Consider the following 12,599-nt stretch of genomic DNA (forward strand, 5'->3'; position numbering starts at 1 on the left):
CCCTGTGCAGTTTCCTCTCGCACTCGCCGCCAAGCTGCGGCAAGGATCGTGGCTACGATGAACCAGCTCGATGCACTGATCCAGCCCGATCGCGGCCAGAAGGCCATTCCGCTCCACCTGATCGACAAGGCGGGCCTGCCCGGCTGGCTTGCGGGCCTCACCGCCGCGCAGCGCGCAGTGCTTGCGGGCCAAGGCTTCGAAGGCGGCGCGGGCGAGATCGCGATCGTGCCCGATGCTGCGGGCGCGGGCGAAGGATGGTTCGCGGTGGCGGGCGTGGCCGATCCGGCGAAGCTTTCGAGCTGGTGTCTTGCGCCATTGGCGGACCGGCTGCCGGCAGGGACCTATCGGCTCGCCAGCCCCGGCGCGGAAGGCCCCGCGCTGATCGGCTGGCGGCTCGCGCAGTACCGCTTTGATCGCTATCGCAGCGAGCCTTCCGATAAAGGCGCGCGGCTGCTGCTGACAGGCGCGCTCGGCGCGATGAATGCGGCGCTTGCGGAGGCCGAGGCGGTCATTCTGGTGCGCGATCTGGTCAATACCCCGGCGGAGGACATGGGCCCCGCACAGCTTGAGGCGGAGGCGCGCGCGCTCGCCAAGGCGCATCACGCGGTGATCCATGTCGTTTCGGGCGATGCGCTGGAGCGGGACTATCCGATGGTCCACGCGGTGGGCCGTGCGGCCGCTCGCAGCCATGCGCCCCGGCTGATCGAGATTGAATGGGGCGATCCCGCGCACCCGCGCCTCGCCATCGTCGGCAAGGGCGTGTGCTTCGATTCCGGCGGGCTCGACATGAAGCCGAGCTCGGCCATGGCGCTCATGAAGAAGGACATGGGCGGCGCGGCGCATGCGCTGGCGCTCGCGGGCCTCGTGATGGGTGCGGGGCTGCCGGTGCGGCTGCATGTGCTGGTCCCGGCGGTGGAGAACGCGGTTTCGGGCAACGCTTTCCGCCCCGGCGACGTGCTGCGCTCGCGCGCGGGGCTTTCGGTCGAGATCACCAACACCGATGCCGAGGGGCGGCTGGTGCTGGGCGATGCGCTGGTGCGCGCCTGCGAGACCAAGCCCGAACTGCTGATCGATTTCGCGACGCTGACGGGTGCGGCGCGCGTTGCGCTCGGACCCGATCTTCCGGCGATGTTCGCGCGGACGGATGAGACGGCGAATGGCCTCCTGTCTGCCGGCCTCGAACGCGACGATCCGTGCTGGCGGCTGCCGCTGCATGATGGCTACCGCGAGATGCTCAAGTCCGATGTCGCGGACCTGCAGAACAGCCCCTCGGGCGGGTTTGCAGGGGCGACGGTTGCGGCGCTGTTCCTTGACCGGTTCGTGGTCGAGGGGGTGGACTGGGCGCACTTCGATACCTTCGCGTGGCGCCCCGCCGCCAAGCCCGGCCGGCCCAAAGGCGGCGAAGCGCTGGGCCTGCGCGCGAGTTGGGGGCTGATCCAGTCCCGCTTTGGAAAAGAGCGCATGCCTTGAACCCTGAGCCCGATGCCTATAAGCGCCCGGCTTTCGTCTTTGCCGGAAAGCCTGACGTGACCGAACTGATCCTGCCCAGCCTGAACACATCGCACGCGCTGACGGGTCCTGCGCCCAAGTTCGATACGCATGCGCATACCCGCGCGGTGCGCGGCGATCTGGCGCATGTGCGCTATGCCGGGCAGGTCTTCGTCTCGCACTATGCGGTGCCGACGCCGCGCACGGTGGGGGCGGAGGGCGCCACCTTGCGCACGGCGGGGCGCGATGATGCAGACATGATCGGCGCACTGGCGGCGGGAGAGACGTTCAACCTGCTCGACAAGGCAGGCGGCTGGGGCTGGGGACAGCAGGGCGAGGATGGCCTCGTCGGCTATCTGCCGCTGACGGCGCTGGAGCCATGACCGTACAGGTCTTCATCGACGGCGCCGCGGGCACAACCGGCCTCGAGATCGCCGACCGGATTGCGGGCCGCACCGAGTTCGGCCTGATCGCGTTGAGCGATGCCGAGCGCAAGGACGCAGGCGCGCGCGCCGAAGCGCTCAATGCGGCGGATGTCGCGATCCTGTGCCTGCCCGATGATGCCGCGCGCGAGGCGGTTTCGCTGATCACCAATGACACGACCCGCGTGATCGATGCCTCGACCGCACACCGGGTCGCGCCGGGCTGGACTTACGGCTTTCCCGAGATCGTCGGCCGTGACGCGGTGGCCCATGCCAAGCGCGTTTCCAACCCCGGCTGTTACCCCACCGGCTTCCTCGGCCTGCTGGTGCCCTTGCTGCGCGCGGGGCTGCTGCCGGCGGACTGGCCCTACACGGTCAATGCCGTCTCGGGCTACTCGGGCGGCGGCAAGGCGCTGATCGCGCGCTTTGAAGACGATCCTGAAATCGCTTTCCGCGCTTATGGCCTTGGCCTTGGGCACAAGCATGTGGCCGAGATGCAGGGGCACGCCGGCCTGACCCATGCCCCGATCTTCGCGCCTGCGGTGGTCCCCGCACATCGCGGCATGGTCGTCGAAGTTCCGGTGCCGCTCGCTGCCATCCCCGGCGCCGCTGCGCCCGATGCCCTGCGCGAGGCGCTGGCGGCGTTCTATGCGGGCAGCCCGCTGGTGCGTGTGCTCGATGGCGTGCCGGACGAACTGCTGCTGCGTCGCTCTGATGCCCCGCGCGACGGGCTCGACCTCTATGTTTTCGGCAGCAAGGATGGCACGCAGGCACGGCTCGTCGCGCTGCTTGATAATCTCGGCAAGGGCGCCAGCGGTGCGGCGGTGCAGAGCCTCAATCTGATGAGCGGCTTGCCGGAGATGGCGGGGCTGCGCCTCTAAGGCCCTCTTGCGTTTTCCGAACCCTTGCCGTTCGTGTCGAGCGAAGTCGAGACACCACCCAACGCGTCTGGTGTCTCGACTTCGCTCGACACGAACGGAGGTTGGGTTGGTGGCAAGAGGTATGAAGCGTGTGGCCTAAGCCTGATCCCGTCCTGCCCGGGCAGGAGAGTGTCTGGGACTATCCCCGCCCGGCCATTGCGCGGCCATGCACCGCGCATGTGGTGATCGCGCATCGCGGGCAGATCATCGCCGATACGCGCCGCAGCGTGCAGACGCTCGAGACCAGCCATCCGCCAAGCTACTACATCCATCCGGATGACATCGCGCCGGGGGTGCTGCGGCGGGCCTCCGGCTCATCGATGTGCGAATGGAAGGGCGCGGCAGCGTACTGGGATGTCGTGGTCGATGGCGAAGTCCTGCCGCAGGTCGGCTGGAGCTACCCCAATCCCACGCGCGGTTTCCTGGCGCTCAAGGATCATGTCGCGTTCTATGCGGCGCCCTTCGATCGGTGCAGTGTGGATGGCGAGACGGTGATTCCGCAGGCCGGCGGATTCTATGGCGGCTGGATCACCAGCAAGGTGGCTGGCCCCTTCAAGGGCGGGCCGGGCAGCAGGGGCTGGTAGGGGCTTCGCCATATCCGGGCGGGCATGGCGGAATGGCAGGAACGTCTGCGTGAGCTGCTTGAAACGCTGGCGCGCGTTCAGTCGTCTCTGCGAAACCATTTGTCCCAGATTGCAGTGATTACCGCGATCGGGAACACAACGACTGCCAAGAGGGTGAGGCTTGAGACGATTGGCCATAGATTCCAGCCGTTGAACACATTGAGAAATTCCAAAAATGCTATCATTTGATAGAATACTCGCAGCGATTATACTTTGAACGTATCAAATGGGATGATCTTCCTGCAAGCAAAGACCCGGCTCTACGCGGGAAGGACGCTTGCTCTGCGTGCCATCATAAGTAAAAAGACTGGATGCCATCCGACATCGAGATCTCGCGCGCCGCGACGCTGAAGCCCATCCTCCAGATTGCCGAGCGCGCCGGAATCCCGGCTGCGGCAGTCGAACCTTATGGCCACTACAAGGCCAAGCTCGATCTGGCGCTGCTCGAAGCCGAGGCGGGCAAGGCGCCGGGCAAGCTGATCCTTGTCACCGCGATCAACCCCACCCCGGCGGGCGAGGGCAAGACGACGACCTCGGTCGGCCTTGCCGATGCGCTGAACCGGATCGGCAAGCGCACCATGCTGGCCCTTCGCGAACCCTCGCTTGGCCCCTGTTTCGGCACCAAGGGCGGGGCGACTGGCGGCGGCTACGCGCAAGTCGTGCCGATGGAGGATATCAACCTCCACTTCACCGGCGATTTCCATGCGATCACCAGCGCGCACAATCTGCTCGCCGCGATGATCGACAACCACGTCTACTGGGGCAACGCGCTCGATCTTGATGTGCGGCGGATCGTGTGGCGGCGCGTGCTCGATATCAACGACCGCGCGCTGCGCGATATCGCGCAAGGGCTGGGCGGGCGGGCCAACGGGTTCCCGCGCGAATCCGGGTTCGATATCACCGTCGCTTCGGAAGTCATGGCGATCCTGTGCCTCGCCGAAGATCTCGAGGACCTGGAAGCGCGGCTCGGGCGGATCGTGGTCGGCTATACGCGCAGTGGCCGCCCCGTCACCGCCCGCGAACTGAAGGCCGATGGCGCGATGGCCGTGCTGCTGGCGCAGGCGATCAAGCCCAATCTGGTGCAGACGCTGGAAGGCAATCCTGCGCTCGTCCACGGCGGCCCGTTTGCCAATATCGCCCATGGCTGCAATTCGGTGCGGGCGACGCGCGCGGGGCTGGCGCTGGCGGACTATGTGGTGACCGAGGCGGGCTTTGGCGCAGACCTCGGCGCGGAAAAGTTCTTCGATATCAAGTGCCGGCAGGCCGGCCTCAAACCGGCGGCGGCGGTGATCGTCGCCACGGTGCGCGCGCTGAAAATGAACGGCGGCGTTGCCAAGAATGCACTGGCGCCGGCCGATGTCGAGGCGGTGAAGCGCGGCGGGGTGAACCTCGTGCGGCATATCGAGAACGTGCGCCAGTTCGGCGTGCCTGCGGTCGTCGCGATCAACCGCTTCCCGACCGACAGCGACGAGGAGATTGCCGCTGTGCAGGCCATCGCCGCCGCGCATGGCTCGCAGGCGCTGGTCTGCACGCACTGGGCTGAAGGCGGCGCGGGTGCGGTCGATCTGGCCGAGCGGGTGGTGCAGTTGGCCGAAACGCCCTCGCAGTTCGCGCCGCTCTATGATGATGCGCTGCCGCTATTCGAGAAGATCAACACCATCGCCACCCGCATCTACCGCGCCGAATGCGCGATTGCCGATCCGGCGGTGCGGACGCAGCTCGCCGCGTGGGAAGAGCAGGGGCACGGCGCGCTGCCGGTGTGCATCGCCAAGACGCAGTATGGCTTCTCCACCGATCCTGCCGCGCTGGGCGCGCCGACCGGCCATGTGATCCCGGTGCGCGAAGTGCGGCTTTCGGCGGGCGCGGGCTTTGTCGTCGCGATCTGCGGCGAGATCATGACCATGCCCGGCCTGCCGCAGGTGCCCGCGGCAGAACGCATCCACATCAATCCCGAAGGGCGGATCGAGGGCCTCTTCTAGGCCCTACTTCCCGAAGCTGATCGCCGGCTTTTCAGCTTCGGGCAGCGTGCCGCCCATCAGCTTGGCCAGCGTCGGCGCGATTGCGCGCATGTCGATTTCGCCCAGCTTGCGGCCCTTGGGAATGCCCTTGCCCATGATCATGAAGGTGGAGCGCATTTCGGGCGCGGCGGGGAAATAGCCGTGCATGCCCTTGACCGGCGAGGGGAACGACAGCGGCAGGGTGCCGTTCACGAACGGACCGGCCACGGCGCCGATCTTGAGGTTCACATAGAAGCTGGCGTCGGGATTGGCCCCCTCGGCCGCGATGGCGGGGCCTTCGATCACGCGTTCGAACTTGGCAGCGGGATCGGCGGCCAGCTTGTCGAGCACGGCCTTGACCCTGGCTTTCAGCGCGGCATCGTTCGGCCGCGCCAGGCGGATCGCGAACGAGCCTCCCGAGCCCCACGGCGTTGCATCGGCGGAGGCGATCTTGCCGTCCGGCCCCAGCGTCACGAGCCCGGCATCGATGAACGGGCGGTAGAGGTTGATCACCGTATCCACCGGCGCAAATCCGTGATCGCTGACGAGCGCGATCACCGCATCGGGATGGACCTGCATTTCGGCCGCGACGAGTTCGCCGACGAAACCGTCGATCTGCTCAAGCGCCGCGTGCGATTCGGCGGAGCCCGGGCCGGTCTCATGCTCGGTATGGTCCAGCGCGGCGAGATACATCGTCATGAAGCCGGGCTGGTACTTCACGATCATCCCCACGCCGAATTCGGTGCGGATCTGGTCGCCCAGCAGGTCTTCGGATTTGCCATCGGCGTAGGCCGCGCCGGTCGCCGTCTCCAGATCGCCGACAAGGCCCGGTGTCGCCAGCGCATTGACCAGCTTGCGGTCGTCGGGATGGCCGGTGCGCCAGATCTGCGGGAGGTTCCACGTCACATTCTTCGCCGCGACGGAAACCGGCCAGTGGACGTTGCCGGTGGTGAGGCCGGCATCACGGGCCGCATCCCACAGGGTGCGGGCCTTGTTGTCCTCGGCATACCAGAACCAGCCGCTCTGGTTGATCTGGGTGGGATCGTAGGTGGTGTTGTTCACGATGCCATGCTTGGCCGGCGATACGCCGGTGATCAGCGTGGTATGGCTGGGATAAGTAACCGAGGGCAGCACGCCGACGACGCCCGTGGCATAGGCGCCCTCGGTCACGAAGCGGCGCAAGGTCTCGACCCTGAGGCCGCGAGCCTCGGCGTCGAGCACGTCGCCGGGGCGCAATCCATCGATCGAGATAAGGAGGACAGGAGCGGCGCGCGCTTCCTCTGCCGCTGCGCCAGAAAGCACCGGGGCGATGAGCGCAAGGGCGAGAGGAAGCGCGCGGCGCATCAGAAGCCCACCTTCACGGTCGCGAAGACCTGACGCGGGGCACCGGCGAGCAGCGTCTGGTTGTCGCCGCTGTTGCCGAAGCCGTTCGAACCGATCGTGGCGACATAGCGCTTGTCGAACAGGTTGGTTGCGTTGATCTGCAGCTCCACCGGCTTGCGCATGCCCAGATCGAACCGGTAGCCGAGTGTCGCATCGACGAGCGCGCGGCCGGGGACCGACTGGTCGTTGGTGTAGGTGAAGTAACGCTTCGACATGTAATCAACCCCGACGCGGCCATAGAGCGGCCCCTGATCGTACGAAACTTCGCCATGGACAAGGTGCTTGGGGCTGTCGGTCACGGTTTTCCCGGCGGTGGGGATCGTGGTGACGGTGCCGTTGGCCCGGATCACCACGTCGTCGCGGTAGGTGTTGTCGTTGTAGCTGTACGAAGCCAGCACCGACCAGCCGTGGCCGATGCGCAGCTCGCCGCTTGCCTCGATGCCCGCCGAGCGCACGCCACCGACGTTCTGCAGCGCGTTGGCCGCGCCGACGATGCCCACCGAGGTCGGGATCGCCAGCAGGCGGTTGCGGAAGTTCACCAGGTAGCCTGCGAGCACACCGTGGAAGATGCCGCTGTTGTAGCGCAGACCAGCCTCGTACGTGTCCGACTGCTCGGGCTTGAGGAAGGGCTTGATCGCGTCGAACCCGGCCTGGCTCGAGGAGAACGGACCTGCCGTGGTGGCCGAGGCGAAGGCGCGCGTCACCTGCGTGAAGCCGGCGAAAGCCTCGATCGCGGGCGAGAAGCGGTAGCTGATGCCCGCGTGCGGCTGGAACCAGTCCGTGGTCGAAAGATCGCCCTTGGTGCGTCCGCCCGCGACGATCGGGTTGGCGTGGTTGTCCACCTTGAAGCCCTTCCAGCCGAGGCTGATCTTGGCGTCACCCAACTTGATCTCGTCCTCGACGTAGTACTGGAACGTCTTGGTGTTGAAATCGATGTCCCACTGCGTCGCGAACGGATCGTGCTGGAACTTCAGGTGGTCGCGGCCCGGATTGGTGCGGCTGGCATAGGCATAGAAGCGCCGCGCCTGGTTGAAATCATTGTTTTCGTACCACGCGCCCACGGTGATGTTGTTCATGCCGAGATCGGCGTTGAGGCTGCCGAACACACCCTTGCGGTTGATGTCGTATTCGGTGGTGCGCAGCGCCATCGGCACGCCGGTCGGGCTGTTGACATAGGGCGTGCCCCAGGTGCCCTGGCCCGAATTCTTGTGGAGATAGGTCTTGAGCTTCAGCGTCAGCACCGAGGCGAGCGGCGCGGTGAGGCCGACGGCGGCGAGCGTGTCGCGGCGCAGGCCCGAAGCGTCGTAATAGGCATCATCCGCGGTCTTGATCGGCGAGGGATAGACCTTGCCCGCAGCCGGGTTGAGCGGGGTAGTGCCGGTCTCGCCCCGGTTGGCGGCAATGTCGGCCACCTGAACGGCCAGCGCGTACTTGCCCGGGCCGAAGTTGTCCCAATCGTAGCCGAGGCGGTTGATCTGGTCGAGGCTGAGGTCCTGATAGTCCTGCTCGGCGCGATCGGAATAGCTGAAGTAGCCGTCGAGCGTCACGTTGCCCAGCGGCAGGATGCCCTTGGCGTTGACGTTCAGCTGGCGCTGCTGGCCGTCACCCTTCCACTTGTCGGTGGTGGCATAGACGACCGAGGCGAAGGCGCGCGCGCCGTTTTCCGTGCCGATGCCGCCGCGCAGGAAGCCGCGCCAGGTGTTGTTCGAGCCGTAGGTGCCGCTCGCGTCGAGCCCGAGCGCGTTCTTCGGATCGAGCGTGTAGAAGTTGAGCGTGCCGCCGAGGTTGTTGGTCGACTGCGTGTCGATCGCGCCCGAGCCCTGGCTGACGACAGTCGAGCCGATGTTTTCCGCAGTGACCGCACGGCTGATGTGGAGGCCGTTATAGTTGCCGTACGACATGTCGCCGAGCGGAATGCCGTCGAGGTTGAAGCCCAGCTGGTTCTGGTTGAAGCCGCGCAGGGTGATGCGGGTCGACCATTCATACGTGCCGAAAGCATCGGCCGACTGGAAGTTCACCGAAGGCAGCTTGGCGATCGCGCGCAGCGGGCTGGTGCCGGCGGCCTGGAGGGCAAGATCGGCGCCCGAAAGCTCCTGGACCTGGCGGGTCTTGCCGGTGCCGTAGACGACGATGGCTTCACCGTCGCCGGTGTCGGCAGGGGCGGCACCGTCGGTCGCGGCGGCAGCCGGAGCGGCCTGCGGTTCGGACGCCGCGAGCGCGGGGGATGCGGCGGCGGCGAATGCCGTCGTGGCGAGCAGGATGGTAGCGAGGCGCATAGTTAACTCCCTCATGGCCTTTGTAGTGTTGCGGCCGCTAAGAGCGATTTGTGACACTTTTATGTTTATATTTCCAAATCTTGCATCTTCTCCATGTGTCACTTTGTTGCAACGCGGCACAAAGTCCACATGGGATTGAAATTCATGATGGCCCACGGCGAAACGATGTTAGAGTGCGGCGGATCGCGGTGTGTGGCGGCCAGGTTCAGGATGCGTTCAGTCAGCAAGAGGCCACCTGTGGGCCTTCTGAAACCCCGCTCCGGAGCGCTCTCCACCCCGCCCCCGAAGGCTCGAATCGCACATGCCAAAACGCCCCGCTCGCGTTTCCGCGGCGGGGCGTTTTGCGTTCCGAAAAGCACGCGCGCCGCAGCGCGCCCCTGCTCAGTCTTCCGGTGCGATCGTGACCTTGAGGCCGTCGAGATCGGCGGTCAGCTGCACCTGGCACGAGAGGCGCGAGGTTTCGCCCCGGTGGTCGGAGCTTTCCAGCAGGTCGTTCTCGTCTTCGCTCATCTTCGGCAGCTTGTCGGCGAAGGCGGGGTCCACATAGATGTGGCAGGTCGCGCAAGAGCAGCAGCCGCCGCACAGCGCGAGGAGTTCGTCAAAGCCGTTGTCGCGGATCGCTTCCATCACCGACAGGCCGGCAGCGGCCTCGACAGTGGATTCTTCACCCGAGCGGTTCACCACGACAAGCTTCGGCATCGACCCTATCTCCTGTTGAGAGCCGGACGCACGAATCCCGCGCTCTCTGGCCCCATTTGCCCGGGGCTGCTATCGCGCGGGGGGCACTTTGGCAAGGTGCTGCGCTGCATCATGGCCTCAAAAGGAAAACGGACAGGTATGGGCCTCACCGCCAGCCAGATCGCCGAGGGCCTCGCCCATGTCGGCAAAAGGAGCCCGCTGATCGCCGAGGCCATCGCGCGTGTCGGCCATCCCGAGCCGCGAATCCGCCCGCGCGGCTATGCTACGCTGCTGCGCACGATCGTGGGCCAGCAGGTCAGTGTCGCCGCTGCGGCCTCGGTCTGGACCAAGCTTTCCGCACTGCTGGGAGACGATATGCCCCCGCACGATCTGCTCGCCGCCGACTTCGATTCGCTGCGCGCCTGCGGCCTTTCGCGCCAGAAGCAGGGCTATGCGCGGTCTTTGTGCGAACTGGTGGTGACGGGCGAGCTTGATCTCCACTCGTTGCCGGAGGACGACGAGGAAGCCATCGCGCAACTCACCCGGATCAAGGGCATTGGCCGCTGGTCGGCGGAAATCTACCTGCTGTTTGCCGAAGGGCGGCCCGATATCTGGCCGGCGGGCGATCTGGCCGTGCAGGCGGGCATGGCCAGGCTTCTCGGCCTTGCCGAACGGCCGAGCGAGAAGGAAGCCCGCGCCATGGCCGAAGACTGGCGCCCGCATCGCGGCGCAGCGGCCATTTTCACGTGGCATTGCTATAACAATCCGGCGCTTTAAGTTCCTGTCCCAACGACAGAGGGTGTAACGCTGTGGCGCAAAAGACGATTTTCATCACCGGCGGCGCATCGGGCATCGGGCGCGCGGTGGCCGAGCGGTTTGGCCGGGCTGGCTGGTTCGTCGGTATTGCCGATATCAACGAGGACGGGATGGCCGGCACCGCCGCGCTGATCCCGGCAGGCTTTTCCTCGCAGCACAAGCTGGACGTGCGCGACCGCGCCGCATGGGACGCGGCGCTGGCAGACTGCGCCGAAGCCTCGGGCGGAAAGATCGATGTCGTTTTCAACAACGCCGGCATCCCCCTTGGCGGGCGGTTGATCGATTGCAGCGCCGAGGAAGTCGAACGCACGCTCGATATAAACCTCAAGGGCGTGATCTTCGGCGCGCAGGCGGCATATCCGTGGCTCAAGGCTGCGGCCCCCGGCTCATGCCTGCTGAGCACCGCGAGCGCGGCGGGGATCTATGGCATGCCCGGCGGCTCGATCTATGCGGCCACCAAGTTCGGCGTGCGCGCGATTACCGAATCGCTGGATGGCGAGTGGAAGGACGATGGCATCAGCGTGCGCGATCTGATGCCGAGCTTCATCGAAACCCCGCTGCTCGATCACGCGCCCAATCGCGCTTCGAACGCGGATATCCGGGGGCAGGTCAGTTCCGCCGGGCTCGAGATCACGCCGGTGAGCGAGGTCGCCGAAGCGGCGTGGGCGGCGGTGCATGGGCAGAAGGTCCACACGCTGGTCGGCAAGACCGCGAAGAAGCTCGCCTTTGCCGCGCGCTGGATGCCGGGGGCCTTGCGCAAGCAGGTCAGCGGCCTTGGGCGGCCGATGGGGGGCTGATCAGTCGAAGCTCGTGTCGTCGGGCTGCGCTATCAGAGCCTTGCGGCGCAGCAGGAAGATTACCGCGACGACCGGCAGCGAGAACGACAGCATCCACGCGTCGAACGGCGAGGCCTTGAACGCCGCACTGCCCAGCAGGAAGAAGCCGAGCGGCCGGAAGATCCACACGCCGGTCGTCCAGTTGAGCGTGAACTGGCCAAGGCCGAGAGCAGACCCGACGGCCCAGAGCCAGCGCCGCCGCACGCCTGTGCTGCGCCCGATGAGGATCAGCGCGGTGACGATCGTGAGCGTCGATAGCGCCATCGCGGCCAGCCAGAAGTAGTGTAGCGCGCCTTTTCCTGCGAACGTGAAGGCCTCGCCGGTGGTCGGCTGATGGTCAGAGGGCGCGGCATGCCATCCCACGATGAGCGGCCCGCCGGGCGCCACCTTCATGACGATCTGGATCACCGCCCATCTGGTTCCCGCGCCGAATTCGTAGTTGAGCGCCTTCAGCGTCTGCGAGACGCCGTTCACCGTGTTGGTCTGGACGGCGACGGTTACCAGCCTGGTGTTCGTGGCCTTGGGGATGCCCGCCTGAAACGACCGCTCGATGCCGAGCGTCTGCGCATAGAGCTGCGGCTCCATGCTGGCCTTGACCGTATCGAGCTGCCCCGACTGCAGCGCTGCGATGAAGCGGACAGCGACGGACTGCTCCTGCGGCGTGGCGAGCGCTTCATGGACCTGCGACTGCGAGCAAGCGGCCAGAAGCAGGCTGAGGATCACCAGAATGATGCGCATGCCCCCGGTCCTTCCACTTTGCCCCAGACTGCGGATTTCTGCGTAGCTGGAATGGCTTGCCGCAGCAATCGGGACACGCAGCTGGGCCACGCAATTGGGCTGGTCTAGCCCGCGAACCCGTCAATCGCGCTTGCCAGCGCCACGTCTCGCGTGCTCAGCCCGCCTGCATCGTGCGTGGTCAGCGTGATTTCGACGCGGTTGTAGACGTTGAACCACTCCGGGTGATGATCGGCCTTTTCGGCAAGGATCGCCACGCGGGTCATGAAGCCGAAAGCCTCGGCGAAATCGGCGAAGCGGAAGGTGCGGGTGATGGCGAGGCCGTCTTCGCGCAGCGACCACTGGGGGAGGGCGGCGAGGGCGGCGGTGCGTTCGGCATCGGTGAGGGCGGCAATCACCATAATGGCTCTCCTTGCCATAGGATT

12 protein-coding genes are annotated in these 12,599 nt (G+C 66.2%); 7 read left to right on the top strand and 5 right to left on the bottom strand.

The window, feature by feature from the left end; all coding sequences use genetic code 11:
* Nucleotides 1-57: 57 nt before the first annotated feature.
* From ACODS2_RS04410 to ACODS2_RS04430, 5 genes are all read left to right on the top strand, one after another.
* The gene (locus ACODS2_RS04410) at nucleotides 58-1,470 is read left to right on the top strand and encodes a leucyl aminopeptidase family protein (RefSeq protein ID WP_488997722.1); all 1,413 of its coding nucleotides are present in this window, start codon (nucleotides 58-60) and stop codon (nucleotides 1,468-1,470) included.
* Nucleotides 1,467-1,871, top strand: coding sequence for an SH3 domain-containing protein (locus ACODS2_RS04415; RefSeq protein ID WP_488997723.1), 405 nt, complete (start codon nucleotides 1,467-1,469; stop codon nucleotides 1,869-1,871). The genes ACODS2_RS04410 and ACODS2_RS04415 overlap by 4 nt, the downstream gene beginning before the upstream one ends.
* A complete protein-coding gene (gene argC, locus ACODS2_RS04420; RefSeq protein ID WP_488997724.1) occupies nucleotides 1,868-2,791 on the top strand; it encodes an N-acetyl-gamma-glutamyl-phosphate reductase in 924 nt (307 codons plus the stop codon). The genes ACODS2_RS04415 and argC overlap by 4 nt, the downstream gene beginning before the upstream one ends.
* A 128-nt stretch (nucleotides 2,792-2,919) precedes the next feature.
* Complete coding sequence (locus ACODS2_RS04425; RefSeq protein ID WP_488997725.1) at nucleotides 2,920-3,414, top strand: DUF427 domain-containing protein; 495 nt, start codon at nucleotides 2,920-2,922, stop codon at nucleotides 3,412-3,414.
* Nucleotides 3,415-3,764: 350 nt separating this feature from the next.
* Nucleotides 3,765-5,432, top strand: coding sequence for a formate--tetrahydrofolate ligase (locus tag ACODS2_RS04430; RefSeq protein WP_488997726.1), 1,668 nt, complete (start codon nucleotides 3,765-3,767; stop codon nucleotides 5,430-5,432).
* Nucleotides 5,433-5,435: 3 nt separating this feature from the next.
* Here the strand turns inward: ACODS2_RS04430 and ACODS2_RS04435 are convergent, their stop codons facing one another.
* The 3 genes from ACODS2_RS04435 to ACODS2_RS04445 all read right to left on the bottom strand — a co-directional run bounded on the left by ACODS2_RS04435 (nucleotide 5,436) and on the right by ACODS2_RS04445 (nucleotide 9,808).
* The gene (locus ACODS2_RS04435; RefSeq protein WP_488997727.1) at nucleotides 5,436-6,794 is read right to left on the bottom strand and encodes an alkaline phosphatase family protein; all 1,359 of its coding nucleotides are present in this window, start codon (nucleotides 6,792-6,794) and stop codon (nucleotides 5,436-5,438) included.
* Nucleotides 6,794-9,109 carry a TonB-dependent receptor domain-containing protein gene (locus ACODS2_RS04440; protein WP_488997728.1) on the bottom strand — a complete coding sequence of 772 codons (2,316 nt, stop codon included), beginning with the start codon at nucleotides 9,107-9,109 and terminating at the stop codon, nucleotides 6,794-6,796. Before ACODS2_RS04440 ends, ACODS2_RS04435 begins: the two co-directional genes overlap by 1 nt.
* Nucleotides 9,110-9,490: 381 nt before the next feature.
* Nucleotides 9,491-9,808: a 2Fe-2S iron-sulfur cluster-binding family protein gene (locus tag ACODS2_RS04445; RefSeq protein WP_298173835.1), complete on the bottom strand. Its 318-nt coding sequence runs from the start codon at nucleotides 9,806-9,808 to the stop codon at nucleotides 9,491-9,493.
* Nucleotides 9,809-9,946: 138 nt separating this feature from the next.
* Between ACODS2_RS04445 and ACODS2_RS04450 the strand changes: the two genes are divergently transcribed.
* Both ACODS2_RS04450 and ACODS2_RS04455 read left to right on the top strand, forming a co-directional pair.
* The gene (locus ACODS2_RS04450) at nucleotides 9,947-10,564 is read left to right on the top strand and encodes a DNA-3-methyladenine glycosylase family protein (protein ID WP_488997729.1); all 618 of its coding nucleotides are present in this window, start codon (nucleotides 9,947-9,949) and stop codon (nucleotides 10,562-10,564) included.
* Between the two features lie 32 nt (nucleotides 10,565-10,596).
* A complete protein-coding gene (locus ACODS2_RS04455; RefSeq protein ID WP_488997730.1) occupies nucleotides 10,597-11,400 on the top strand; it encodes an SDR family oxidoreductase in 804 nt (267 codons plus the stop codon).
* Here ACODS2_RS04455 and ACODS2_RS04460 read toward each other — a convergent pair whose 3' ends face one another.
* Nucleotides 11,401-12,177 carry a hypothetical protein gene (locus tag ACODS2_RS04460; protein ID WP_488997731.1) on the bottom strand — a complete coding sequence of 259 codons (777 nt, stop codon included), beginning with the start codon at nucleotides 12,175-12,177 and terminating at the stop codon, nucleotides 11,401-11,403.
* Nucleotides 12,178-12,281: 104 nt separating this feature from the next.
* Nucleotides 12,282-12,575 carry a 4a-hydroxytetrahydrobiopterin dehydratase gene (locus ACODS2_RS04465; RefSeq protein ID WP_298173823.1) on the bottom strand — a complete coding sequence of 98 codons (294 nt, stop codon included), beginning with the start codon at nucleotides 12,573-12,575 and terminating at the stop codon, nucleotides 12,282-12,284.
* Between the last annotated feature and the right edge of the window lie 24 nt (nucleotides 12,576-12,599).

It is taken from the genome of Novosphingobium sp. FG137 (genome assembly GCF_057809735.1).

Excerpts from the sequence above, each read along its gene's own strand:
- ACODS2_RS04410 (WP_488997722.1), top strand. The coding sequence starts at position 58 with ATGAACCAGCTCGATGCACTGATCCAGCCCGATCGCGGCCAGAAGGCC.
- argC (WP_488997724.1), top strand. The coding sequence starts at position 1,868 with ATGACCGTACAGGTCTTCATCGACGGCGCCGCGGGCACAACCGGCCTC.
- ACODS2_RS04430 (WP_488997726.1), top strand. The coding sequence starts at position 3,765 with ATGCCATCCGACATCGAGATCTCGCGCGCCGCGACGCTGAAGCCCATC.
- ACODS2_RS04435 (WP_488997727.1), bottom strand. The coding sequence starts at position 6,794 with ATGCGCCGCGCGCTTCCTCTCGCCCTTGCGCTCATCGCCCCGGTGCTT.
- ACODS2_RS04440 (WP_488997728.1), bottom strand. The coding sequence starts at position 9,109 with ATGCGCCTCGCTACCATCCTGCTCGCCACGACGGCATTCGCCGCCGCC.
- ACODS2_RS04445 (WP_298173835.1), bottom strand. The coding sequence starts at position 9,808 with ATGCCGAAGCTTGTCGTGGTGAACCGCTCGGGTGAAGAATCCACTGTC.
- ACODS2_RS04450 (WP_488997729.1), top strand. The coding sequence starts at position 9,947 with ATGGGCCTCACCGCCAGCCAGATCGCCGAGGGCCTCGCCCATGTCGGC.
- ACODS2_RS04460 (WP_488997731.1), bottom strand. The coding sequence starts at position 12,177 with ATGCGCATCATTCTGGTGATCCTCAGCCTGCTTCTGGCCGCTTGCTCG.
- ACODS2_RS04465 (WP_298173823.1), bottom strand. The coding sequence starts at position 12,575 with ATGGTGATTGCCGCCCTCACCGATGCCGAACGCACCGCCGCCCTCGCC.